We start from the raw sequence: 23918 nt of genomic DNA on the forward strand, positions 1-23918 counted from the left end.
CAACAGGAGAGACATGATGAACACCCGCATCCGCCGTACCGCCGTGACCGTGGCCGCCATGGCCGTGCTGCCGCTCGCCCTGAGCGCCTGCTCCAACGACAGCAACGACTCCGCGCAGGACAACTCCTCCCCGACAGCGGCCTCCGCGCCCGCTTCCGAGGACGGGATGAGCGGCTCCGACACCTCCATGAACGACGAGCCCTTCGGCCCGGCCTGTGCCGGCGTCCCGGACGAGGGCGCGGGCTCGTTCGACGGCATGGCCAAGGACCCGGTGGCCACCGCCGCGTCCAACAACCCGGCGCTGTCCACGCTCGTCGCCGCGGTCACGAAGGCAGGCCTGGTGGACACCCTCAACAACGCCCAGGACATCACCGTGTTCGCGCCGACCAACGACGCCTTCGCGAAGATCCCCAAGGCGGACCTCGACGCGGTCCTCAATGACAAGGAGCAGCTGACCAAGATCCTCACCTACCACGTGGTCGGCCAGAAGCTGGCACCCGCGGACCTCGCGAACGGCACCTTCGAGACGCTGGAGAAGTCGAAGCTCACCACTTCCGGCTCCGGCGAGTCCTACACCGTGAACGACTCCGCCAAGGTGGTCTGCGGCAACGTCAAGACCGCCAACGCCAACGTCTACATCATCGACACCGTCCTGATGCCGACCAGCTGACAACCCGTCGCTCTGCAGGGCGCTGCTCGGACAGCGCCCTGCAGCCCGCTTTCGCCCGCACTCGCCACGACGCTGCGCCGCAGAGGCGCTGGAGGGAGGACCGCATCGGGCGGCGGAGGCTTCCGCTCCCTCCCAGGTCGCCGTCAGCGCGCCGAAGGCCCGGGTCCGGCTGCCGGAATCCGTTCGGGCACGTGCAGGTGGTAGACGTGAAAGGCCCGTCCGATCACCGGCTGAGCCACATTGCGCACGCGCACGCCGCCGCTGGTCAGACCGTGTTCCGTGCCGGCGTGGGCGTGGCCGTGCACGGCCAGATCGGCACCGGCGGTATCGATCGCCTCCGCCAGCAGATAGCTGCCGAGAAACGGGTAGATCTCCGGCGGCTCTCCGGCAAGGGTGTCCGGCACGGGAGAGAAGTGCGTCAGCGCGACCCGTACGTCACAGTCCTGCTCACCGAGCCGCTCCAGGGCGCCGCGCAGGCCTTCCGCACTGCGCCGGGTGCAGCGGACGAACTCCTTCATCTCCGGCTCGCCGAACTCGCCCGCGCTGCGGCCCACGAAACCCCCGCCGAAGCCCTTGGTGCCGGCCACTCCGATACGGCCTCGCGCGCACTCCACGACCGTCTCGGTCCCCTCCAGCACCCGGGCGCCGCCGTCCCGGAGGATGGCCATGACCTCCTCCGGCTGCTCGTCGTGGTGGTCGTGGTTTCCCAGTACCGCCACCACCGGCACGCCCAGATCCTTGATCTCCCGCGCCACCACCCGAGCCTCCTCGGGCGTGCCGTGCCGGGTCAGGTCACCGGCGAGGAGCAGTACGTCGGCGCACTCCTGCAGGGTCTCGAACGCGGGCCGCAGCGTTCCCTGACTGTCGGGCCCCATGTGGATGTCCCCTACGGCCGCGACACGGATCATGGCAGCTCCTCGGCCTCGTCCGGCGTCGACGCCGCGGCGACCACCAGGTCGCAATGCAGCGGCAGTTCGCTCAGCGTCTCCCCCACGACCCGCTCCACCTCGTCACGGCAGTGCGTGGACGGCACGCTCCCGGTCACCAGCACCGAGTCCCCGTGCACCACGACCTGAACGCCCAGCTCGGCCAGTGGACCCTCCGCGAGTCGCTCACGCAGATGAGCGACCCGATAGTCGAGGTTGCTCATGAGCGCTCCTCCTGAGGCGCGATCACACCGAGACGCTCCAGGAGGTACAGGAACGCCGCCGGCATCGGCTCCTCACCGCACTCGCGCCGCACCTCCTGCCAGTCGATCTTCTCCCTCAGCGAGCGGGCAAGGGGCAGGACCGAGCCGAAGTCGCAGGAGTGCTCGGAGAACGCGGAGAGCAGGCTCGTCACCAGGTCCGTGGGAGACAGGACCGGCATCCGCACCGAGTCGACCGGTATCTCCGTCGCCCGGTCGAGCATCTCGGTGGTGACAGGCCGGTGCGCCAGCTGGAAGATGACGTCGACGTCCTGTCCGAAGCACTCGGTCTTCACCAGCCAGTCCTCCGGCGGCGTCCATACCCGAAGTCCGCCCCGGCGCAGCGTGGCGGCGACCGGCTCGGCGTCCTCCGCCCTCACACAGAAGTCGGCGTCGTGCTGCAGCCCGGCACTCGTGCCGTGGGCGTATGCGGCAACGCTGCCGGCGAGCGCGAAGCGGTGTCCTTGCTGCTTGAGCAGGGTTCCCACCTGTTTGGCGGCCTCCAGGATCGCCTGCGTCCTGTCCTGCGGCAGCTTCTGTCCGTCCGGCACCCCGGTCGAAACCGGACCGTTCGACGCCGTCGCCGGCCGCAGCTCCATGGGACTCCCGGGACGAGTGGGCGCCTGGTCGTCGGCATGCCGCGTCATGAGCACTCCCTTCGCTCGCGGGGCCCACCGCGCGGGAGGCCGGGCGAGTACGTGTCGCTCGCGGGCCAAGTACCCGGAGCGCGCCTGTCGACACGAGAGTCGGGGGCGGCCACCTCCCCCCGGGGCAGGTCAGCCGTCGCCCGTCGGCTGGAGCCTGCCCCGGGGCCGAAACAAGCGGCACATCTGATCTGTAAAGACGTGGCGCCTGCACTGTCTCGTGGCCAGCTGGTGCGCCGGGGGCCAGAAGGACCACCAGCCGGGAGTCGCGGGAAATCCCCTTGCGCAATGGTCAAGAATCGTTGACCATTGCTGGCATGCCAGCCGATGATCTTCCAGAGACCTTTCATGTCACCACCGACGAGCAGCTGCGCGCCGTCTCCAACCTCACGCGCCACCGGATCATGGCCGTGCTCCGCTTCGAGCCGGCGACGATCACCCAGATCGCCGAGCGAGTCGGCCTGGCGAAGGGGAGTTCCAGCTACCACGTGCGGCTGCTGGAGCGGGCCGGCCTGGTGAAGGTGGTGCGGACGCGGAAGGTGCGGGGGGTCACCGAGCGGTACTACGCGATGGCCGCGCGGGCGATCGTGCTGCCGGATCCGGGCGAGGGAGGGCCGGACGTGCTGATGCGGCATGCGGTGGCCGACCTCGAAGCGGCGCCGGCGGACGGCGAACGGCACGTGCGGATGGCGCATCTGCGGCTCACCGAGGAGCAGTTCGCAGAACTGGGGTCGCGGCTGGAGGCGCTGGCGGACGAGTACCGGGAGCTGTCCGATCCGTCGCTGCCGGACGCGTCACTCGTCTTCGCACTGTTCCACCCGGCACCGCGCCACCAGGCCGAGGGGGATGCCAAGTGACCACAGGCATAGGGAAGTTGCCCACGGGGTTCGGACGGCTGTGGACCGCGCAGACGATCTCCTCGCTCGGTGACGGGGTGACGCATGCCGCGCTGCCGCTGCTGGCGTTGACACTGACGCGGGATCCGATGGCGCTCGCCGTCGTCACCGCCGCGGGGACGCTGCCGTGGCTGCTCTTCGGGGTGCTCGGCGGTGCGCTCGTGGACCGCTGGGACCGCCGCCGCACCATGTGGATCGCGGACACGGCACGTGCGGTGCTGCTCGCGATACCCGCGGCGGCGGCCGTGCTCGACGTGCTGAGTATTCAGCTGCTCGCGGCCGTCGCCTTCCTGCTCGGCCTCGGCGGGCTCTTCTTCGACACGGCCGCCACCGCCTATCTGCCGGATCTGCTCCGCCGCGACCCCGCACTCCTGGAACGCGCCAACTCCCTTCTGCGCGGGGCCCAGACCGCCACGTCCGGCTTCGCAGGGCCGCCCGCGGGCAGTGCCCTGCTCGCCCTCGGGCGGGCGGTTCCGCTGCTCGCCGACGCGGCGTCGTTCATGCTCTCCGCACTGCTCGTACGTACGCTGCCCGCCATGCCCCGGCCCGTGCCGGAGGTCCGCGAGTCACTGCTTCGGCAGGCGCGGGCCGGGGCCTCGTACGTCTTCCGGGACCGGGTCCTCCTCGGCCTCGCGCTGCGCCCGGCGGTCGGGAACGTCGCCTTCCTCGCTGTCGAGACGCTCCTTGCCCTCTTCGCGCACGACCGCCTCGGCATCGACACCTACGGCTTCGGCCTTCTCCTCACGGCGGAGGCCACCGGCGGCCTGCTCGGTGCGGGCATCGCCTCCTACCTTGGCCGACGACTGGGCACCGGCACCGCACTGACCTGCACAGCCGCCGTCGAAGGGCTCGCCATCCTGGGCCTGGCCGCTGCCCCGAACCCGTACGTGGCCGGGCTGGCGCTCGCCGCCTGCGGGGCCGGCATGGGCGCCACGATGGTGCTCGGGCCCTCCCTCCGACAGGCGATCGTCCCGGCCCACCTCATGGGCCGGGTCGCCTCCACCTCCCGCATGCTCGCCATGTGCGCCGCCCCCATCGGCGCCTTCCTCGGCGGCTGGCTGGCCACGGCCTACGACGTCCGCACCCCGCTCTACGCCGCCGCCGGCCTTCTCCTGACGATGACGGCCGTCACGGCGTCCATGACCAGCAACCGCCGCGTCGAAGCCGCGCTGCACGCCGCCGCCTCTGACGGCGGACCAGATCACCCCGCATCCAAGGATCCCGCCCAGGAGAAGACACCCGACTTGTCGTGACGCCTGCCGCGACAGCGTGACAACAAGCCAGCTGCCAAGCCTCCGGCGGGGCGCAGCGAGCGGCCGGGGCAGTCCGAGTGCTCTTGTCGACCTGGACGTGAGCTACTTCGCGAACCCCGGGGCGGGGCCCCCGCGAACGGCCGTACCGACAACTCGGCGTCCATGCAGGCGACTTCTGCAACTCCCCGGTCCACAGCCGTCACCCGCCCGTGGCGTCCTCGCTCCGCTCCTGCTCCCTCCGACGCTCCCAGTCCCGCAGGGCCACTTCGGAGACCAGCCGGGTGCGCCACTCCTCCAGACCTTTCCTCCTGTGGTCACCGAGGTTCTCATCGACGCCGTAGATCGTCCCTCGCTCGACTTGGAGCTCCTCCGCCAAGAGGTCCAGGGCCTCCTGGAGGTCGCCGTTCAGCTCCAGCGCCGTGACCAGGGTCGTGCGGATGGACCGTGTCTCGTCATGCCGCTGCAAGCCGAAAGCCTGGGACTCGGCGTACAGGGCTCGCAGCAGGCGTACCCCCTCGGCCGCTTCGCCGTTCTCGGCGAGGAACTTGGCCAGGTTCCCTCGTCGGCGGCGGGTGTCGACGTGGTCGGGGCCCAGTACCCGGGCGGAGTCCTCCACGACGGCCCGCGCCTCGGCGACGGCGCCGTCCAGGTCTTCGACACGGCGGCGGTCCCAGGCAAGGTTCAGCCGCCAGCGAAGGGTGTCGGGGGCGTCGGCCCCGAACTCCGCGATCCGTTGGGCCACTTCCGTCTCCGTGAGCCGCAGGACCTCGGCGTGCCGCCCTTCGTGGATGAGCCACCTTGACGCCCTCGAGCGGGCAGCGAGGACGTCGGGATGCCAGCGGCCCAACCGACCGATGAGGTACACAGGTGACAACCTCGTGGCCCAGACGGCGGCTGTCGCGCTCAGCCGGCGAACTGTCCCCAGGCCCCGGCCCGTGTCGGTGCCACACGCCGTGCTCCGTCACATCCCATGGCCTGTCGACGATCGCGGAGGCGTCCGGGGAGCTGTCCAGACACGTGAGGAGGCGGTGTCGCGGTTGTGACCCTGCTCCTTTCAGCCGGGCCAACAGGCGCAATCGTTGTCGCGCGCTTGGACCGCAGGGGTGCAGGTCGCGGCCGGGCAGGTTATGCGCGCTCCGCGAACGCCGTGGCGTGGTCGGCGGCCCACTGGCGGAATGTTCGCGGCGCCGTCCCGAGGATGTCGGCCACCGTGGTGGTGACGTACGCGGGCTGTCCGACCGCCGCGCTCCACGCGGCGAGCAGCATGTCGACGACCGAGCTGGGCACCGCCCCCTCCCACAGACTTCGGAACTCGTCCGGCGTCATCTCCTCGAATGCGATCCGGCGCCCAAGGACCTCACCGATGACGGCCACCTGCGCGGCTTGGGTCAGCGATTCGGGGCCCGTGAGGACGTAGTCGCCGCCGACGTATCCGTCCTGATAGAGCGTCCGCGCCGCGACGGCTGCGATGTCGCGGTCGTCGACCGGTGCCGATTCGGCAGCGCCGCAAGGCCATCGGACGACTTCGCCGGCCCGGATCGCGGGCGCCCACCAGGCCAGCGAGTTCGACGCGAACATCCCCGGCCGGATGATCGTCGACTCGAGTCCGGTGGCCGCGATGAACCTCTCGATGTCGGCGTGCATCTGGGCCATGGGATTGAGCTGCTGGAAGAGGGGGTGCGGGGTCTGATGCGGTGAGGAGAGGAAGACGACCCGCCGCACGTGGGCTGCCAGCCGCTCGACGACTGCCTCTGCGGTCTGAGGCGGGGCGGTCCAGACGAGGAAGACGGCGCCGACGCCGTTCAACGCCGGGTCGAGCGACTCGGGCACAGTGAGGTCACCAGCGAAGACCTCGACCTTCGCCGGCAGCATCGCCGCTGCCTCGGGGCGACGGGTGAGGGCGCGGACCGGCACGCCCGCGTCCAGGAGTTGGTCGACGACGACGCGGCCGACCCGGCCGGTCGCCCCGGTTACGAGCACGGGAGGAGTGTCCATCTGATTCATGCCACCTATGAAAATGTTACTCGGTTAAAAAAGCAACTCGGTTACGAATGTTACGGTGGTCGGATGAGCGAGTCGACGGGACTGCGGGCCCGCAAGAAGGAGCGGACGCGTGACGCCATTGCTGACGCGGCCGTCTCGCTGTTCCTGGCGCACGGCTTCGACCGCGTCTCGGTCAACGACATCGCCGCGGCGGCCGAGATCTCCAAGCCGACTCTCTTCCGGTACTTCCCCACCAAGGAAGACCTGGTGCTGCACCGGTTCGCGGACCACCAGGGCGAGGCAGCGCGCGTCGTACGTGACCGCAAGCCCGGCATCAAGCCGGTGACGGCGCTGCACCGGCACTTTCGGGCCGGCCTTGACCGGCACGACCCCGTCACCGGCCTCAACGATCATCCCGAGGTGGTGGCGTTCCATCGGCTGGTGTTCACGACACCGAGCCTGGCGGGACGGCTCACGCGGTATCAGCTCGAGGACGAGGAGGCACTGGCGGAGGCCCTCGGCGAAGGCATCCAGGCACGCCTGCTGGCCGCCCAGGTACTCGCGGTCCAACGGGTGCTCGCCCGGGCCAACTGGCAGAAGATCGCCGACGGCCGCACCGCCCACGACGTCCACCCCGAAGCCGTAGCCGATGCCGACCAGGCTTTCAGTCAACTGCCTTGACAGACGACACTCCCCGTCCAGCCGCAGGTGCCGAAGCCGTGGTCGCAGCCGCCCAGACCGGCCACCCGGGTGCCGACGGCCAGGTCGACGCCCGTCCCGGCCGCGTCCACGACGCGAAGGGTGGTGGACCAGCCTGACCGCGTGGCGATGCGCAAGGTCGTTGTCGCCGGGCTGCTCATTCCCAGCTGGAGGCTCGACAGGGCGGCGCAGGTGGACCACCGTCGGGTTTCACACCCCGGGACTTGAGGCGGCGGCCTTCGCATCCGCGGGGTTCAGGTGCGCAGCCGGTCGATCTCAACGAGCACATGGTTCACATGCGGACGCACCTGCGCCTGCAAGGCATCGCTCCAGCTCTCCTCGGCATAGGAGCAGTTGAGATAGAGCTGCCTGGCGTGCTCGAGCGGGGCGCGGTGCTCGGGCGGGAGTTGGGCGAGCGCCCAGTCGGCGGCGGCGTCCTTCGACCTGATCCGGCCGGTGGCGAGCGTGGTCCAGATCCGGGCAAAGGTCAACAGGACGTTGCGGGTGTCGCTGTCCACGTCGTCGAGCAGGCCGGGGACACCCGCCACGCTCGCCCGGACCAGGTCGGTCTGCGGAACGGGGTCGAGGACCTGCGCCGGGCGGGGGCCGGTCAGGGGGTGGTCGCCGGTCCGCGCCATCGTGATCAGCAGGGCCAGATCGGGCATCGGCTCCGACTGGGGAACCGTCCCGGCCTCGTACTCGGCGCGCAGCCACTCGCCGTAGAGGAAGTCGCAGATCGGCGGGTACCGCCAGGGCCGGACCTCGGACTGTACGACCACGATGAGCTCGACCGGACGGGCTCTGTTCCGGGAGCCGGAGATCCTGAGCAGACCGCCGAGAAGTGTCCGTCGCTCCTACTCGTTCATCGGCCGCCGGGAGACGACCAGCACGTCCACGTCGCTGGCCGGCCTCAGTCCACCGAGCACGGAGGAGCCGTGGAGGTAGATGCCGACGACATCTTGGTCCAGCACACCGCCGACCAAGCCCACAATCTGCTGAACCTGATTCACTGCACCAGCGTCCCCTGTCATCCGGCGGACTGCACCGCATTGTCCGACTGCGGCTGGTCAGGGAGATGTACGGCCCCGGAGTACTCTCCCTACACCAACTGGACATGCTCACACTGGCGATGAACGCCGGCAGCACAGCCCGGCCCTCAACATGCCGACAGCATCCCGGGTTTCGACGCCGAGATCCGTGCCACGCGCCGACCCAGCCGACGCCCGCCACCCGGATCGGTGGGGACGCCGGGCCCTACCGAATCCCCGGCAATCACTTCCCCCCAATCCTGCTCGGGCCTGATCGAGGACCGACCCGCCCGCCCCGCAACACCGACCTGCCGGGCGAGCTCCGTCCCGGCCTGCCCCCGGCGCAAGGCCCTGCGGGACGTGTGTCGGGCGTGCCCCCCCACGCGCGAGGTAAGCCCGACGGCGGATATCCGGACGACGCCGACGGCCCCGGTCGGCGTGCCCGGCGGCGCCTCCAGGACCACATCGAACTCGGCCTCCGAAACGGCAGACGCCGACGCCGGATCCGACCCCGCATCCTCGAACAGGCCGCCCATCGCAGTTCGGGACGCTAGAAACCGACCAGGCCTCCGACCCCACCCGGCCCGCCTCGCTGGCTGGCGGTCGGGCGTGGCCGGGTGCTCAGGGGTTTCCGCATCGCTCGTGGTGCGGTCCGCCTGTTGCCGACGATCCCGTGTTCCACCGCCCCGATCCTTCAGTTGGGGACGTTCAGCCTGGCAGGTCAGTGCCGGCCGGACGGCGGCTGGTCGATTCGGCCGCCCTTGTGCGGCGTGGGGATGTAGCCGTCCGCACCGCTGGGCAGTGCGGCGACACACGCCGATGAGCAGGCGTTCACCAGCAGGGGCAGTACGTCAGTCGCCACGCGCAGTGAGATCCACATCTGTTGGAGCCCGGCCTGTTCAATCGGGCGGTCGCAGACGCTGCATCGGTGGACGGCCGTGGTGCCCCAGCGCCGGGGATCCAGGTCCCCCGGGGCGAGGTCCGCGACGGAGTCCAGAGAAGGCTGCAGGCGCGGGAACGGCGGCCGCAACTTGTAGTTGCCGAACAATGCGCGCGTACTCACCGTGCTGCGGGTGAGCTTCTCGCATCGGGTGAGCTCGTACGGAAACCAGTGCAGCCGGTAAGAGGTGTACGGCGTGAACTCCTCCAGGTTCGTCATGGCCCCGATCTCGGGCGGGATCCGGACCAGGTTGCTGCCGTACAGCACAAGGTGCTTGACCGCGGTCAGCCGCGCGACATCCGGAGGAAGGGTGATGATCTGCCGCCGTTCCTCCGGCCTGAGTTCCACAAGAGGGCGGAACTCCTCGCGACCGTCGGCTGCGGCTTCGTCAATCAGCTCCAGCAGACGCCTCCAGCCCGGAGCGTAGGTGTCCTGGCGCTCGGTGTGGAATCCGACCCGGGCTCGTGGATGCGGCATGGACTGGTCGAGACACGCGCAGCCGTCCTGGCGAATCCCACGCCGTTCCGGGGCCGGATCCGATGTGTCACCCCAGCGGTTCACATAGGGCTGCGGCTCTCTCTCGCTCGTCATAGCGCAACGATACGAGGGTCGGCACGTGCCCCATGAGGCCATCTCGCCCGTTGTGGAACTCAGCCCTGCTGATCACCCAGGCGTGACATCAAGGACACGACGGAAGGACAACGGCCGTGCCGGAGCCGTGAAGCAGCGCATCGAACCCGGTGTCGGCGTCATGGGTCTCGTCTGCGCTGGATCCTCACCGCGAAGCGCTGCTTCGACCGCATCGGCCAGGACGCTTCCAAGGTGCAGGTCAGGGTCAAGAGCACGAAGTACAACGAGGGTGGTGGCGTCATCGGAGGTCGACGACATCAAGCTGCGCGCCAACCATGACATCGCGATGCTCGCACCTGACCCGGAACGCGAACGCCGAACACGTACGGCTAGCCGGCGCCAGCCTGGTGGAGGGGACGACCAACTACATCTTCGGCTGGGGCTCGCAGAGCAAGATCGGCGGCGCGCCGTCGAAGAGCCTCAGGCGCGCGACGGTGGCGTTCCGGGACATCGGCAACACCGACTGGGTGGGTGGCCTCGGCATCCTGAGCGCGAAGGGCAACGGTATCGCCAGTTCGGGGGATTCCGGCGGCCCGCAGTTCAAGCTCGTCGACGGACTGCGCTACCAGGTGGGCGTGACCTCCGCCGTCGCCTACCGGACGGCTGACAACGTCTGCGTCGGCCCCATGCGGGCGGCCACCGTCCCCACCAGCCTCGACTGGATCAAGGGCGTCGCAGGTCTCTGACCGGCCCGGATCGCGCTCGGTCCCGTCGATCAGGGCGGGACCGGGCGGAACGGCCGACATACGCTTCGCCGGGCACGGCAGGAGTTGCCCGGAACGAACGGCTGCTCGTTCATTGCGGATCACGGACCACTGCCACCGCCTCCCGGACGTCTGGGTGCGGGTCGTCGGTGAGAGCGTCCAGCAGTGCGGTGACTCCTGGGGTCGACCAGTGGGCAACCGCCCACACCAGGTCCTCCCGCACCCCCGGGTCGGGGTGGTCGGCAAGGCGGCTCAGCTGCGCGAGCGGGCCGCGCCGACGCATGCCGAACCAGTGCAGTACCTCCCGCAGCACGGCCGGGTCCCCGGGATCGCCCGCTGCGACGCGGGCGAGCAGCACACTGACGGGTGGCGGCGGGCCATCCAGTGGATGCGGCAACCGCTCGCGCAGGCGCCGAGCCCCGTACCCGCCGCGCACCCGGCACCCGAAACAGGTGCAGGGGCGCACACCGTGCGCGCCCGGCTGATACCGCCAGCCCGCCACCTGCGGCGCGCTACGGACCCGGTGCACTTCACGCGGGCGGATCGCCCGAGGGACGAACACCTCCCACCCACGCGGGTCCTCCAGAGCCCTGATCCGACGCACCGCCTCTGACGCGGAAACGGCGGCCTGCGCCTCCCGCCTCCGATCGGTATAGCGTCCGACGAGTACGTCCTGGGCGTCGTCGAGCCGAACGTGGACTGCGACAAGCCCGCCCCGACTCCCGAAACGGGCCAGCTCGCGCAGCCATTGGTGGGTGATGGTGTGCGAAGCCAGCACCGGAAAGCAGTAGACCCCGCGCGCACCGCCCTGTCCGTGGCTGTCCGCCCGGATCCCGGACCGCCGGATGCGCGACGCATTCGCCGCCGAGGTCAAGTGCACGAACATCGCCATGCCACGGGACATTACGCGACCGTCCCACGGCATCGGCTGCACGTACAGGATGAGTCGACAGCCGCTGCCCCCGGTCGGGCGGGGCAAGAGCAAGGCGATCGGCCGGAGAAGCATCGGCGGGCCGCGGTCCCGTGCGGTTGGCGGACGGGCACGGGACCGCAACTCGAGCCCTGCCGTCTTGTCAGAGCACGGCACTTGAACCGTATGCCTACATCGAGGACAAGCGCACTGGAGCAGGCCATCCCCCCGCACGAGCGGGCACTGGCCGCCCGGACGCGAGTGCTGGGCGAAGACCACGCCGACACTCTGATCTCCCGCAACAACCTCGCCAGCGCCTATCGGGCAACAGGAGACCTCGAGCGGGCCATCCCCCTTTACGAAGAAGCCCTGGCCGGCGTGCGAAAGGTCCTGGGCGACGACCATCCGATCAGACGCGGAGTCGCGGCCAACCTGGCCTCGGCCCTGCACAGGCCGCGGTGACCGGGCAGGCACCCAGCTCCAGCCCTGAGGCTACGACCCCGGCAGACACCTTGGTTCGGCAATCTCGCCCACCGGATGATCCGCCGCAGCGCACCAAGAACGTCCAGGTCCTGAACGCCGGCATCCGGGCAGGGTCCAAGGACGGGAACGAAGCTCCCAGACTGTTCATCTGGACCGTAGCCGACGAATGCATCCTCGACTCCCTCGCCCGCTGCCGGCGACGGATCTCCGGCGCAGGACACGAGCTAGAACTGCAACAGGTTGCCGACGATCTCGCGAGCGTCGTCCTCCTCCGTCTGGTACACACCCGGGTTCGCGGCGTTCAGGGCCGTCCAGATGTCCGCCGCTTCGCGCACCGCGTCGATGGCGTCCTCACGACGGCCCACCTTCAGCAGGACGACGTGCAGATTCTCGAGCTCCGCCGCCAGGACGGGCTCGTAGGCCCGCGGACCCTCCTCCGCAAGGACGCGGCAGACGGAAACCAGATCGGGCTGGACGTCGGCGAGCTTGCCGAAGGCCCCGGCGTAGTAGAGCTCATCGGTGTAGTTCCGCAGGGCCGTCAGCCGGCCGTGCGCGGCGGCGTCCCCGCCGGCCTCGGCCCAGCGGCGCCAGATGGCGATGGCCTCGTCGTGGGCCTTCATGGCATCTCCCCAGAGACCGTTCTCGTTCAGCATGGTCCCGAGCCGTGAGAGAACTGCGGCCAGCAGCGGCTCGTGCAGCCGGGGGGCCTCGACCGCCTTCCGCCGGGCGATAGCCTGCGCTTCCTCCATCAGCTCGAAGCAGCCCCATGGGTTCCCCATGTCCCAACGGCAACTGGCCAGTTGGAGAAGGGCCTTGGCCAGCTCGGCAGCGACGGGCCGGGCGTCGGGCACAGCCCGGCAGCGACCCACCGTGCGGACCGCCTCCTCCTCATCACGACGGAGTCGCTGCCAGTTCACCGGCTTCTTGGGGGGAAGTCCGTCGTCGTCATCGCCCGGTTCGTCCTCGGACAACTGCGCCATCCACGACTCCTCTCCGGGCGGCCGGATGCCCATCATGCTCTCATCAAATGCCCTACAGTTAGTAAGAGTTGGCCACTCGAGAGTGAACTTCTCAGGCGCAGGTCAGGTCACCAAGGGGGCGTGCCGTGAGCTGGATCGGCCTCTACTACCCGCACGTTCACTTCCGTGACCAGGACTGGCTGAAGCTGGTCGCTCTCTCCTGGGACCGGCTCTACCACTTCCACAGCACCTCGGCAGAGGACTCCCTACCGCGTGTCAGCCGGACCGAACTCGTGCTCGCCGCCGAGGGCTTCCTGCTCCCCGTGGCTCCGAGCCCGGAAGAGATCGAGCGTGCGGCCGTACGCTTCCGAGCGGCCCTGCAGGGCCTCGACCGAAGCGCGTACCGGCCCGGCAACGAGGCGGGGCTGACCGCGTACGAGTTCCGCAATGCCCTCGCCGAGTGGAAGCTCACACCCGCACTCACCACCTTTCTCACCGAATCCGCGCTGGCCTGGCCGGTCGCGGGAAGCCGCCTGGAGATGGACGACCGGCTCATCCACGCCTACCTGTTGACCCTCGGGAACGAGGCCGCCGAGCGGCTCGGGGCCTCGCCACTCGCCGCAGCCGCCCTGGACCAGGCCGCCGTGGAACTCACCGCGCGCCGTCTGATTCAGGGCAGCTGCGGCGAAACCGGACCGGTGAGGACGGGCGAGGAGCAACAGACCCTGCTGGTGAACCTGGCCGTGCGGACGGTGATGCCCCGTGACCTGCGCGCCTGCCCCGTTCACAAGATCATCGACTTCAGGGTCCGCTACGCAGCCGAGCGGGCCCGCTTCCAGGACGCGATCGCCGCGCTGCTGAACGAGGTCGAGGGGCTCGCCGGGGTGCGCGACGAGGCGGCCCTGCGGGCCCACCTCCAGGTGCTGTACGAGACCAGGCTCGCTCCTGCACTGCGCGATCTCGAAGGGGCCCTGCGGGGCCTGCGGCTGGAGACCGTCACGGGCGCGATGAACGTTCAGGCGGCAGCCCCGGTGGCGATCAGCAGCTCGCTCGCCCTGCTGTCGCACCAGCCTTCGCTCCAGGAAGCCATCGCCATCGGCTCGGGCGGGCTCGCCCTGGGGCTCTGGTCGTCGGTCCGCCGTGCACGCCTCCAACGGGCAACGGCTCTCGCGCAGTCGCCGACGAGTTACCTCCACCACCTCCAGCACGACCTCGCGCCGCTCACCCTGGCCGAACAGGCACAGCGGATGATCCTCAGGTTCGCCCCTCGGACCGGCAGCCGCTAGGCCAGGCCCGCCCCCGGCTACGAGAGTGCACGAAGACTGTGCCGTGTCGGAGCCGACGGGCAGGGGGTACGACGATCGGCACGCTGCTCACGCCCTCCCGCGAGCCATGAACAGGCTGCTGCGGCAACCGTGCTCAGGGGCAGGGCGTATCGCCGGGCTGCTGGACTGGATGGCCATCCGGCCCGGCTGCGGCAGACACGGCTGCGCCCACCACACCTTGCAAAGCGGCTGCTGCGCGCCACCGCGCGATCGTCCTCAACCTACGCGGGGAGCCCCAGCCGAAGTCGGGGGGCGAACACATCCGCCGGAAGTCTCGGCGTCACGCCGCAATTCACCCAGCAGCCGGCGGACGGCCCGCATCAGGCACAGCCGCTCAACCGCGTACCGCTCGCGGAACCGACGCGCCTGGGCGGTCGTCGTGCCGCATGCGGGCACGGGTAACACCAGCCGAGCTCCAAGCCTCAGCCCTACGGCTGCCGCGAACCGGCGAAGGCCGGCAGACCCGCTGGGGGCACCTTCTCGACGGGCTCTGCGAATCGGGCGGAGGGACCGTCACCGTCGAAATCCTGCCCCGGCGACGGCTACAGCCAGGCGGGAGCCTCAGCCCGATGAGCCATGTCGAAGTCGTCCGCGACGTCCTCCTCGTACTGTCCCCGGCCCGTCACCGGGTCTCATGCCACTCTGCGAGACTGTCCGCATCCACGAACCACGCCCGGGATAGGTCCTACCCGCTGAATGCGTTCGACTCGAAGAGGAGAACCGACGAGCCACCCGGCGCCGGGCGTCCGCATCCTCACGCCGGCACGACCCGTGCTGCGATCGATTCTCCGGTGAAATCGCACATCCGCCCAGGTGATCCGACCCACGCGAGTCGGCCGGGCGAGGGGGCCGCGACGGCCAGAACGCCGTCCGTAGTAAGCAACTGACTTCCGTCGGAAGACTCCGCACGATCCCACCGGCCCACGAACTGTCGGCGACTCACAAGGCTTCGACGCTCCAAGGCACCCATCGGGGACGCGCATGACGGTTCCGTCACCAGCGGTCAATGACTGGTGATTTCACGGATGGCCGCAGCACGGCGTCTCACGACTCTGGTCGGGTCCAGCACCCGCACCCCTGTTGGGAGGGCTCTGTGAGCCGCAGTTCAGCACGTCGACTTACGGGCGCCGTCGCGGCCGTCACCGCCGCGCTCGCCCTGTTCGCCTCGGCGACCTCGGCCGGCGCCGCCGACCGCGCGACCGCCTCCACCACCGTATCCATCAGGCCGGCCGCCTCGGCACTGTCGACCAGCACACCGGTCGTCTTCGTGCACGGGTACACCGGCAGCGCGTCCAACTGGGTCACCGCCATGAGCGTCTTCCGGCTCAACGGCTGGTCCAGCTCCGACCTGTTCGCCTACGAGTACAACTCCTACGGCAACAACGTCACCAACGCGCAGGGCCTGGCGACCTACGTCAACAGCGTGAAGTCGCGGACCGGCGCGAGCAAGGTCGCCATCGTCAACCACTCCATGGGTGGCCTCGTCAGCCAGTACTACCTGAAGGTCCTCGGCGGCAACACCAGCGTCAGTCACCTCGCCTCGATCGCAGGGGCCAACCACGGCACGACATACGCGGGCGCCTGCCTCATCTACACGACCTGCCAGCAGATGTACCCCGGCTCCTCGTTCATCGCGCAGATCACCGCAGGTGACGAGACACCAGGCAGCACCCGGTACGCCACCTGGTACTCGGCGTGCGACGGCATCATCCTCCCCTACACCAGCACCCGGCTGACCGGCGCAACCAACAACCCCGTGGCGTGCCAGACCCACATCGGCTTCCTCACCGACACCTCGGTGCTCGGCGACATCGCCGATTTCATCGCCTCCTGACGACAGCTCCGGCCCGCCGACGGCACGCCCCACTCATGCCGTCGGCGGCTTGCTCATGCCAAACGGACCCCCCGCCTCACCGGTGGTCTGCCAGCCACCCGGCCACCGTCGACGTATTGCGGTCCACAGCATGTCGATGCGCTGACGAGCCCTGGCGTCGATCAGGTTCGTGCCGAAAGTCATATCCGTTGCGCAGCACGAACTCGTCCACGCCGCAGGACGCCCGGCCGACAGCGGGACCAAGCCGCCGACCTCACCGAGATGCTGAAGATCGCCCGCGACGAGATCCACCGTGTCCGCGCGCTCCGGCGGGTGGTACGAGCAGTTCGGGATACCCCCGGCCAATCCGACGACGGCGCTGCACGGTGCGAGGTCGGCACCGGCACCCTCTACGCTGTTGATCATGAAACAGAGCCCTGTTGAACTGGTGATCTTCGACTGTGACGGCGTGCTGGTGGACAGCGAGAAGATATGCGTCAAAGTGGACGCGATGATCATGGCTGACCTGGGGTGCACGTTCACCGAAGCAGAGATCATCGAGCGGTTCGTGGGCTCGTCCACCGAGGTCTACACCGCAGTTGTCGAGGAACGTCTCGGTCGGCGCCTGGAAAAGGACTGGCAGCGGCAGTACGAGCATCTGTACGAGGCTGCCTTCGAGGCCGAGTTGACCGCTGTCGATGGCGTCGCAGAGGTCCTGGACCGCCTCACCACAGGCGTCTGCGTCGCATCGAACGGTGATCACGCCGGCATCCGGAGAAGCCTCGAGATCGTTGATCTGACAGGCCACTTCGAGAACCGCATCTTCAGCGCGACCGACGTCCGCAGAGGCAAGCCGGCACCCGACCTCTTCCAGTACGCCGCACGTTCCATGGGGGTGCTACCCGAGCGGTGCGCGGTGGTCGAGGACAGCGCATACGGAGTGCAGGCAGCGCGGGCCGCAGGCATGCTGTCCTTCGGATACTGCGGCGGCCTCACCCCGGCCTCGCGGCTGGAGGGTCCAGGAACCGTCGTGTTCGACGACATGCGCAACCTTCCCGAACTGCTGGCGACCGCCAAGGTCTGAGCTCGCGCAGCCCCTCGTCCAGAGCCACTCCCGTCGCCGCGGTACAGCGAGCACGTCAGCCCACAGCTACGCCAGATCTCAAACGCGGTGTGATACGCGCTATTGACGCGGACCGTGAAGCTCACAATTGCGCAGCAGAGACGGCAGACCCCTTCTCGTCAACGAACGCCTTGGACGCGGTACGGACGTTGTCAAGTACTGCTTGGGCCCTTTGGTCGATCATGCGAGTGAACACCTCTTGCGATATTCCCAGCAGAACCGCCCAAGCGATTATCTGCCCGGTGTTATCCAGATCCGAAAGGCCGGGTATGACATTCCCACGGATCAGCAGAAGCCCGACGACGGCGCAGACTGCGCCGGCCGGAAGCTTGAGTAGCAACAATGTTCCCGGTATCGAGTACGGCAACGTGGTGCCCTGGATGCGACGCAGCGCAAGGGTGCCGATAAGGGCGGCGCCAGCAAGTCCCACGAGCTCGACAATCGCAACATCTACGCTCTGAGGCTCTGTCCCCACAGGGCATGCAGGATTTGTTTTTGGATCATCGAAACACAGCGCGAGGGTCGATGGGCTGATAATTCCCCAGATGGCCAATGCTGCGGCAATGATCAACATGCCCGCGATTGCCAGGAGTACGCAGTTTCGGAATGAGCGGACTTTCGCACGCTCGATTTCCTCTGCGCCATTGGCCGCCTGCAGGGCAGTCACTGCAGCTTCCCGAAAATCAGGAAGGAGTTTCCCGTCCGACTTCATCAACTCACGCTCGAGCGCCTCGCGGCGTGGGTCTTGGATGCCCAGGTGATGCTTCACTTCGGCCAGGACTGCAGGACCCTGCCACCTTAGATCATCATCGGGTGTCAGGCGCAGAATCTCTATCTCCGCCTTGTGCAGGTTGGAATAGACACGGTCAACGTCCGAGCCGTACCAACTGGCCTTCCATCTAGGCTTGTTTCTGGCAGCATGTTCGGCGTTCAGCAGATGCTCTCGAGCCGCCGCCATCTCGCCCTTGCCGAGCTTTCCGTTCCCTCTCTCCAACTTGTTGAGTTGGAACCTGAGCTCTCCTATCCGCGCCAGGGCGCGCTCACGCCAGGACGGCCTGCCCTCTTCCGATTCGGATGTGCCCGAACGGACACCATCGCCCTCGTGGATGCTGTCCGGCGATGACAATTCCATTGCCAGGTGGGCTTCCACATGAGGGGCATCTGCCAACAGGAGACGCCTGAATTCACTATTGGACAGTTCCACCTGCAGCTGGTCGTAAGTCAACTCAAGTGTTCGATCTGGCGTTGCTTCAACCAGTTTAGTACTGTCCAGTGCGGCGTCTTTGAAGAGGTCCCTTCTCATCTCCATCACCCACTGAGGAGCCGAGAGCCCTTCCTGCTTCAACGGATACCAACACCACAGCGACAGGGAAAACTCTGCATCCACCGGCAGAACTGGGCGATCTTGTAGCAGCGCCCTTTCCTGTGCCAACGCAAAACACCCGGCCAGAACGTCCTGCAGTGACTCTCCCGCGGAAAGTCGCGGCTCTACGAGCAGAGCGAGATTTCGGGAAAAGTTTGCATCAAACGGTGCGGTGGGAAACTCGTCCATCGTGGTCGACCTCCGCTCATTCCCTATCGCTCAACAGCGAGGCAATATTGCTCGGCAGACCCGGCCCTCGAATACATCCCCATCGGCTGCGCGAAGGGTGAGCTGTTCGCTTTCGCCCGAGCATTCCGGTTCAAGTCGAATCGCAACGCCGAATCGATGGACCCCGACCGGGATCGTCAACCCCGCTTCGAATGTACGGCCGCCCCGTCAGTACGGCGTCATCCCACCGTCACCGTGCTGCGGGACGCGGCCCCAGGAGGCCTGCGGAGCCTGCCCAGTCTCAGCAGGCCTCCTGACGGCCTTCACCGCCCCGGCACCTGCCCGATGGACCGCCGCCCTTCAGGAGCGCGTCGCCGTCCCGCATCCGGAGCCGTCGGCCTCCCGCATCCGGGATTCCATCGACGTGCTCCGGTCGTACGGATCGACCTCGGGACCGTCCCCCGGGCGCGAGGAGGCGAGCTCCGCGTTGAACTCTGGAGTGAGATAGCCGGTATAGGTGTCGCAGCCACCGTTGGTCGTGTCCACCGAGTAGGACACGAGGGAGAACGTGTCCGGCTCGATGATGATCTTCGCGGGGTCGTCCCAGCTCATCACGACCTCGCGGCGCACGATGGTCCGCGTCACCTCGTCGCTGCCCTTCACCGCGCGGGCGACCGGATACACGTAGGTGACATCCGTGGTCACCTCCAGCGCACCGCGCTCGCCTTCCCGGAACGTGATCCGCCCTCGCACCTTGACCACGTCGCCGACGAGCCGGATCTTCGCCTTCTCGAACCGGCTGAACAGAAGCCGGGGATCGTTCTCCTGAGTGGGCGAGCGGAACGCGGCCGTCAGGTAGTCCTGGACGTCCTGCTGGTGAGGATTGATCAGGGCGATCGCCTTCTTCGGCCGCCCCCCGAGCAGAACGTCACGATCCAGACTGGACGCGGCGAGAAAGTCCCGGGTCTTCTGCAGCGCCTGGGCGACCTGATCCTTGCTCATCCACCCGGTCGCCCGAGCGTCAGGCATGCCGATCCCGGCCGACCCGTTGCCCCACCGCGCGGCGGGTGATCCTCTGAAGGGCTCCTCCAGGGTGGGGGTGTCCGCCGACTGTGTCGGCGGAGGCTGGTCGGGCCGTGCCGACTCGACGGCGAGCGGCGGACTCCCGTCTCCCCCGTCTCCGCCGTCGAACCACCCGGTCACCCGGCCCGGATCCACCGCTACAACCAGGAGGACGACCGCAGTCAGAAGACCGACCACGAACCAGCCCTTTCCTCGCTGCCGACGGACGGGCGGATGACCGCGCCAGGGCGCCGGCCGATCGCTCTCCTCCCGCAACCGCCGAGCCACGGTACGGGCCCGCGCCGACGGCTCCTGCGGCGCTCCCGCGGTGCCCCTCTCGGCGTCGCGAAGGAAGCGCTCCCACTCTTCGTCCGGTATAGATCCCTCACCCTTGGCCACGCCGGGCCCCACCCTTCTCGCGCACCCGGTCCCACCCCAGGCGATGATCTTCCGAGCATCATCGCACAAGCGTGCGAGGGGAGTTGGCCCGGTTCGGTAGCGGCACCTCACTTGACTCGCCGGTGCGCGGCACGGCCGGGTCTCCGGGCGTCTGGCCGCAGCGCAGAATCGGGAACGTGGAACGCAAGAGCGCTGCGGGGCCGGCTGCGCTGAGCAAGGAGCCGTGCCGGCATGAGCAGGTGGAGGCTGCTCATGCCGCAGCGGTCGCGGTCACCGAGCAGGCTCCGGTGAGGGCGTCCGTCAGCCCTCCCACGTCCCAGCCCATAGAGCCGGGGCAATCGGCCACGCCCTCGCACGGCCATTCTCCGAGCTGCACCGCAGTCGGGGCGTTGCGGCAAGGCGCAGAGAGCCAGCTACTCCAGACACTGCTCGTAGCAGTGGCCCTCGTGCCACACACAGCAGGCGTGGTGTGACGACCGCACCACATCGTCGTCTCGATCATGGAACTCCGTGATGATCCGGCCGTCCTCGACTCGTGACAGACCCACCTGCCTGGTGAAGTCGATCTTCAGCGTCTCAAGTTCGCGCCTCAAGCAACGCACCGAATATCTACGGCCAGCTTCGGGGTATCGCGCGAACACCTTGTCGATCTCGGCAAAGAACTCAGGGTCGCGCTCAGGTCCGCACGCAGGCTTCGTGTTTATGGTCACCCTCCGCACCAGCGACCGCTGTCGCAGGATTCTCAGCTGTGGAGCAGATCCCACCTTTCCCCTGCGGGAGCGCCGCGCGTTGTCCTCGGGCTACGGATTCCCGCCGTGTCGAAATCTCGGCCCGAGTCGACGGTACGGCAGTGCCGTCAGTGCGGCGTTACTCCGTGGTGGGTTCCGGGCCAGCCGCAGGTGCCTCGGGCTACCCCGCGATGGTGGACACGATTACCGAGGTTTTCGGGTTGTTCCCTGGCTCTCTTGTCGATGTGGTCGTCACTGGACACGAGGTCGGCTCGGCCTCACCCCAACGGCCACGGCCGCGTCCCGTCGACGGCTGGTGATCACCGTATGTCCGTTCGGAACGGCAGGGGCCTCGTAGATCACGTCGGTGCTCGGCTCGTGGCCGTGGCGGCGGGGCTGCCGTAGACGGCGTACGCGAGCCAGGTCGGGTCGCCGTCCAGGTCCCTGGTGGCCCGGCGCGCGGCCAACGACGCCTGTCCCAAGGGCATCCCGCCGTCGAGGAATTGTCCGTAGAAGGCCTTCGCGAACTGCATGGCCGAGTCGGACCGCACGGGCCACAGCGTGCCGATGAACGCCCCCGCGCCCGCCTTGAGGAAGGTCTGGGCCCACCCGAGCGTGTCACTGAACCATGGATGCCGGAACCAGGCGCCGACCCCGCTTCGTCCGGCTGCTCCGCGGTGAGGTCACGCACCCCATTCCGCGCGGTCGAAGATGCGAAACTGCCGATTGGCTGTTCGGGCTGACGCACATCAGGATGCGGGCGATGTCCGCCGGGTCGGGCGTGCGTCGCGGTGAACCTGCGCCTGCTGGTCGTAGGTCCCTGTCGGCGGGGCTCCGGCGCTCTCCCCGTCACCGGCCACCTCAGCGCACAGTTCCCGCCCTTCTGGGACGACTACGCCCAGTGCCGGTTCTGGCCAGGGGACGCTGGGTGTTGGCGGACAAGGGGGACTGATGGGCTACACCGCGTTGCACCCGGTCTGGGGTCGACTGGACGCGTCGCTGGACGATCTCGGATGCGGTCGAGCGTGGGCGGACGTCCATCGGGTCAAGGGGCTGCAACTGGCGTGCCCGGAGTGCGGCGGGCGGGTCTTCGCCCGCGCCTCGCAGCACCGTGTGCGGCACTTCTACCACCAGGTTCGGCCGCAGGACTGCGAGCTGGCCAACGAGTCGGCGGAGCACCACCTGCTGAAGCTGGAGCTGGCCCTGGCCGCCCGCGCGGCAGGGTGGAGGGCAGAACTTGAGGTCAGCAGTGACACCCGGAACTGGCGTGCCGATGTGCTGGTCTTCGACGGAGACGGCCGTGCCTTCATGGCGCTGGAGGCGCAGTTGTCGCCGATGACGCCGGACGAGGCGCTGATGCGAACGGACCGCTATGCCAAGGACGGTGTGGCGGTGTGCTGGGTCGCCTTGCAGGACCGGCCGTGGGCGCGCGTGGTGCCCACGCTGACCGTGCGCCCTCCAGGCCGGCGGATCGAGAACTGGGCGGTGGAGCGTGGAATGGCGCGCTACGTGTGGGCGCCCACCACGCTGAAGGCGAGGGCGAAGTGGGTGCACATCACCTGCGCGCTCGGCGACGCGGTCGAGTGGATCCTGCGCGGACGGGTGCGTGCACACACCGCAGCGAACGGCGCGGTGTGGTGGACAGCCCCCGCGTACGAGGAACTGGCCTGGGCACGCGCCCGGTTGGAGGCAGAGGCAGAGGCCACCGAGCGGGCCGCCGCCGCCGAGCGCAGGCGCAAGGACGCGGAGGAGCGGGCAGCCGCTGCAGCCCGACGCCGCCGGGACGCCGAGCAGCGGGCACGAGCACGTTCGGAGGAGCGTCAGGCGGAACTGCGGCGGCTGGCGGGCTTCTTCGAGTACGCGGGCCTGGACCCGCTGGCATGGGAATCCTTCACACAGATGGTCCGCTCCGCCTCGGGCAAGGCGATCACCTACGGCGATCAGAGCCCCTCGCACGGCAACGGCCTGCTCGTCTACGCGCGACCGCGGTGGGCGAGCGACGGCTTCAGCCTCGCCGGTGTGGTCTGCCCGGATCCCGAAGCGCTCGTCGGGTGGCCGGCAGGGCTGACGATCCTGGTGCCGAACCAGAAATGGCTGGCTCGCGTCCAGGCCGCCGCCCGGTCTCCACTGAAGGTCGCGGTGCTGGACCCGGCGACGCGACGCAGCACTTTCGTCAAGGTCACTCCGGCCGGAACCGCATGAGCCACGGCCAGAGCACCGAGAGCCGGGCTCGGGAGCTCCGCGACTCCAGGAGCCGCGTGCCACACCGGCGAGTGGCACCCTGACCGGCCGCGTGGCGATGGGAATGTAGCCGGCTCCGTGGCGACCTGCGGCGTGATCCGGGTTCGGAGCCGCGGTCGCAGAGGCTGGACGCGTCGGCATGTGTCCGCAGGCCGACGGCGCCTCCTGCGCGACCCCTTGTCATGCCTGTCGCCTTGGAGTTACGTTGCGATTGTCATGCCCACGTCATGATCAGGAGAAACTGTGCGAAGATCGTTCTCTCACATCCTGTCAGCGCTGGTCCTGGCCGGCTCAGCCACATTCGTACCGGCCCAGTCGGCCGCGGCGACCGACTTCTGCGTCGAGCCCCTGTGCGGCGACGTCGACAACCGCAGCGGTGGCCACCAGATCATGGTCGCCGGGTGCTGGCCCAACAACGAGCCCTACATCTACAAGGACGCGCTCGGCTGCAGCCGCACCGTCGAGGTGCCCAACGGCCGCGACGGCGACGATTGGTACTGGGACATCGACGGCTTCCGCGCCTACAAGGGCTGCATCACATCCTGGAAGAAGAACGGCACCACCCAGCCCGCCGTCGACCGCAGGGGTGCCGGCGCCAGCGCGTGGATCAAGATCAGCAATGACGTCAACGTGGTCATCACGGGCATCACCTGCGGCTGACCAAGACCCTCTGCGCCTCGACGGCCACCCAAGACGTCGAGGCGTCGGCTG

General features: G+C 68.7%; 24 protein-coding genes and 2 pseudogenes. 11 read left to right on the forward strand and 15 right to left on the reverse strand.

The features are described from left to right. Nucleotides 1–16: 16 nt before the first annotated feature. Nucleotides 17–670 carry a fasciclin domain-containing protein gene (locus tag ACZ6SQ_RS00785; RefSeq protein WP_469555751.1) on the forward strand — a complete coding sequence of 218 codons (654 nt, stop codon included), beginning with the start codon at nucleotides 17–19 and terminating at the stop codon, nucleotides 668–670. Between the two features lie 143 nt (nucleotides 671–813). Here the strand turns inward: ACZ6SQ_RS00785 and ACZ6SQ_RS00790 are convergent, their stop codons facing one another. The 3 genes from ACZ6SQ_RS00790 to ACZ6SQ_RS00800 are packed head-to-tail and all read right to left on the reverse strand — an operon-like array spanning nucleotide 814 to nucleotide 2503. Next, nucleotides 814–1578 (reverse strand): metallophosphoesterase family protein, encoded by a 765-nt coding sequence (locus ACZ6SQ_RS00790; RefSeq protein ID WP_469555072.1) that lies wholly within the window; start codon nucleotides 1576–1578, stop codon nucleotides 814–816. Continuing rightward, nucleotides 1575–1820, reverse strand: a complete 246-nt coding sequence (locus tag ACZ6SQ_RS00795) for a hypothetical protein (protein WP_469555074.1) — start codon at nucleotides 1818–1820, stop codon at nucleotides 1575–1577. Before ACZ6SQ_RS00795 ends, ACZ6SQ_RS00790 begins: the two co-directional genes overlap by 4 nt. After that, a complete protein-coding gene (locus ACZ6SQ_RS00800; RefSeq protein ID WP_469555077.1) occupies nucleotides 1817–2503 on the reverse strand; it encodes a nucleotidyltransferase family protein in 687 nt (228 codons plus the stop codon). Before ACZ6SQ_RS00800 ends, ACZ6SQ_RS00795 begins: the two co-directional genes overlap by 4 nt. 314 nt (nucleotides 2504–2817) lie before the next feature. Between ACZ6SQ_RS00800 and ACZ6SQ_RS00805 the strand changes: the two genes are divergently transcribed. Continuing rightward, on the forward strand, nucleotides 2818–3357 hold the full coding sequence (locus ACZ6SQ_RS00805; protein ID WP_469555079.1) for an ArsR/SmtB family transcription factor: 540 nt from the start codon (nucleotides 2818–2820) through the stop codon (nucleotides 3355–3357). A 17-nt stretch (nucleotides 3358–3374) separates the two neighbouring features. Next, nucleotides 3375–4649 carry an MFS transporter gene (locus ACZ6SQ_RS00810; RefSeq protein ID WP_469555753.1) on the forward strand — a complete coding sequence of 425 codons (1275 nt, stop codon included), beginning with the start codon at nucleotides 3375–3377 and terminating at the stop codon, nucleotides 4647–4649. A 199-nt stretch (nucleotides 4650–4848) separates the two neighbouring features. Here ACZ6SQ_RS00810 and ACZ6SQ_RS00815 read toward each other — a convergent pair whose 3' ends face one another. Together ACZ6SQ_RS00815 and ACZ6SQ_RS00820 are read right to left on the reverse strand one after the other, a co-directional pair. Next, complete coding sequence (locus ACZ6SQ_RS00815) at nucleotides 4849–5391, reverse strand: tetratricopeptide repeat protein (RefSeq protein WP_469555081.1); 543 nt, start codon at nucleotides 5389–5391, stop codon at nucleotides 4849–4851. A 383-nt stretch (nucleotides 5392–5774) separates the two neighbouring features. After that, nucleotides 5775–6629 (reverse strand): NAD(P)H-binding protein, encoded by an 855-nt coding sequence (locus tag ACZ6SQ_RS00820; protein WP_469555084.1) that lies wholly within the window; start codon nucleotides 6627–6629, stop codon nucleotides 5775–5777. A gap of 87 nt (nucleotides 6630–6716) precedes the next feature. On the opposite strand from ACZ6SQ_RS00820, the gene ACZ6SQ_RS00825 reads away from it, so the two are divergent. Then, complete coding sequence (locus tag ACZ6SQ_RS00825; RefSeq protein ID WP_469555087.1) at nucleotides 6717–7313, forward strand: TetR/AcrR family transcriptional regulator; 597 nt, start codon at nucleotides 6717–6719, stop codon at nucleotides 7311–7313. On the opposite strand, the gene ACZ6SQ_RS00830 is transcribed toward ACZ6SQ_RS00825, so the two are convergent. From ACZ6SQ_RS00830 to ACZ6SQ_RS00840, 3 genes and pseudogenes are all read right to left on the reverse strand, one after another. Then, nucleotides 7301–7423 (reverse strand): hypothetical protein, encoded by a 123-nt coding sequence (locus ACZ6SQ_RS00830; protein ID WP_469555090.1) that lies wholly within the window; start codon nucleotides 7421–7423, stop codon nucleotides 7301–7303. The genes ACZ6SQ_RS00825 and ACZ6SQ_RS00830 overlap by 13 nt on opposite strands. Before the next feature lie 162 nt (nucleotides 7424–7585). Continuing rightward, nucleotides 7586–8362 (reverse strand): annotated as a pseudogene (locus tag ACZ6SQ_RS00835) (aminoglycoside adenylyltransferase family protein). A 718-nt stretch (nucleotides 8363–9080) separates the two neighbouring features. Beyond that, a complete protein-coding gene (locus ACZ6SQ_RS00840) occupies nucleotides 9081–9890 on the reverse strand; it encodes a leucine-rich repeat domain-containing protein (protein WP_469555092.1) in 810 nt (269 codons plus the stop codon). A gap of 314 nt (nucleotides 9891–10204) precedes the next feature. On the opposite strand from ACZ6SQ_RS00840, the gene ACZ6SQ_RS00845 reads away from it, so the two are divergent. After that, complete coding sequence (locus ACZ6SQ_RS00845) at nucleotides 10205–10615, forward strand: trypsin-like serine protease (RefSeq protein WP_469555094.1); 411 nt, start codon at nucleotides 10205–10207, stop codon at nucleotides 10613–10615. Between the two features lie 109 nt (nucleotides 10616–10724). On the opposite strand, the gene ACZ6SQ_RS00850 is transcribed toward ACZ6SQ_RS00845, so the two are convergent. Then, nucleotides 10725–11525: a HEAT repeat domain-containing protein gene (locus tag ACZ6SQ_RS00850; protein WP_469555096.1), complete on the reverse strand. Its 801-nt coding sequence runs from the start codon at nucleotides 11523–11525 to the stop codon at nucleotides 10725–10727. A gap of 204 nt (nucleotides 11526–11729) precedes the next feature. On the opposite strand from ACZ6SQ_RS00850, the gene ACZ6SQ_RS00855 reads away from it, so the two are divergent. Next, entirely contained in the window at nucleotides 11730–12005 is a 276-nt protein-coding gene (locus ACZ6SQ_RS00855; protein WP_469555100.1) for a tetratricopeptide repeat protein, read from the forward strand. A gap of 245 nt (nucleotides 12006–12250) precedes the next feature. Here the strand turns inward: ACZ6SQ_RS00855 and ACZ6SQ_RS00860 are convergent, their stop codons facing one another. After that, a complete protein-coding gene (locus ACZ6SQ_RS00860; RefSeq protein WP_469555103.1) occupies nucleotides 12251–13006 on the reverse strand; it encodes a hypothetical protein in 756 nt (251 codons plus the stop codon). 125 nt (nucleotides 13007–13131) lie between these two features. Here ACZ6SQ_RS00860 and ACZ6SQ_RS00865 point away from each other — a divergent pair, with 125 nt between their 5' ends. After that, nucleotides 13132–14271: a DUF6236 family protein gene (locus tag ACZ6SQ_RS00865; protein ID WP_469555105.1), complete on the forward strand. Its 1140-nt coding sequence runs from the start codon at nucleotides 13132–13134 to the stop codon at nucleotides 14269–14271. Between the two features lie 1132 nt (nucleotides 14272–15403). Then, nucleotides 15404–16144, forward strand: a complete 741-nt coding sequence (locus ACZ6SQ_RS00870; protein WP_469555108.1) for an esterase/lipase family protein — start codon at nucleotides 15404–15406, stop codon at nucleotides 16142–16144. A 33-nt stretch (nucleotides 16145–16177) separates the two neighbouring features. Here the strand turns inward: ACZ6SQ_RS00870 and ACZ6SQ_RS00875 are convergent, their stop codons facing one another. Continuing rightward, nucleotides 16178–16549, reverse strand: coding sequence for a hypothetical protein (locus ACZ6SQ_RS00875; RefSeq protein ID WP_469555111.1), 372 nt, complete (start codon nucleotides 16547–16549; stop codon nucleotides 16178–16180). Between ACZ6SQ_RS00875 and ACZ6SQ_RS00880 the strand changes: the two genes are divergently transcribed. Further along, nucleotides 16548–17207, forward strand: coding sequence for an HAD family hydrolase (locus ACZ6SQ_RS00880; RefSeq protein WP_469555114.1), 660 nt, complete (start codon nucleotides 16548–16550; stop codon nucleotides 17205–17207). The two genes, ACZ6SQ_RS00875 and ACZ6SQ_RS00880, sit on opposite strands and share 2 nt — an antisense overlap. 121 nt (nucleotides 17208–17328) lie before the next feature. Here ACZ6SQ_RS00880 and ACZ6SQ_RS00885 read toward each other — a convergent pair whose 3' ends face one another. The 4 genes and pseudogenes from ACZ6SQ_RS00885 to ACZ6SQ_RS00900 all read right to left on the reverse strand — a co-directional run. Then, the gene (locus ACZ6SQ_RS00885; RefSeq protein ID WP_469555118.1) at nucleotides 17329–18798 is read right to left on the reverse strand and encodes a hypothetical protein; all 1470 of its coding nucleotides are present in this window, start codon (nucleotides 18796–18798) and stop codon (nucleotides 17329–17331) included. 339 nt (nucleotides 18799–19137) lie between these two features. After that, complete coding sequence (locus tag ACZ6SQ_RS00890) at nucleotides 19138–20238, reverse strand: hypothetical protein (protein WP_469555121.1); 1101 nt, start codon at nucleotides 20236–20238, stop codon at nucleotides 19138–19140. A 413-nt stretch (nucleotides 20239–20651) separates the two neighbouring features. After that, nucleotides 20652–20831: a hypothetical protein gene (locus tag ACZ6SQ_RS00895; protein WP_469555124.1), complete on the reverse strand. Its 180-nt coding sequence runs from the start codon at nucleotides 20829–20831 to the stop codon at nucleotides 20652–20654. A 494-nt stretch (nucleotides 20832–21325) separates the two neighbouring features. Further along, a pseudogene (locus tag ACZ6SQ_RS00900) lies at nucleotides 21326–21571 on the reverse strand (CHAT domain-containing protein); the annotation flags it as partial. 346 nt (nucleotides 21572–21917) lie between these two features. Between ACZ6SQ_RS00900 and ACZ6SQ_RS00905 the strand changes: the two are divergent. Then, entirely contained in the window at nucleotides 21918–23168 is a 1251-nt protein-coding gene (locus ACZ6SQ_RS00905; protein WP_469555127.1) for a competence protein CoiA, read from the forward strand. A gap of 282 nt (nucleotides 23169–23450) precedes the next feature. Continuing rightward, nucleotides 23451–23867: a hypothetical protein gene (locus tag ACZ6SQ_RS00910; RefSeq protein WP_469555129.1), complete on the forward strand. Its 417-nt coding sequence runs from the start codon at nucleotides 23451–23453 to the stop codon at nucleotides 23865–23867. Nucleotides 23868–23918 lie beyond the last annotated feature (51 nt).

It is taken from the genome of Streptomyces sp. NPDC048600 (genome assembly GCF_055587025.1).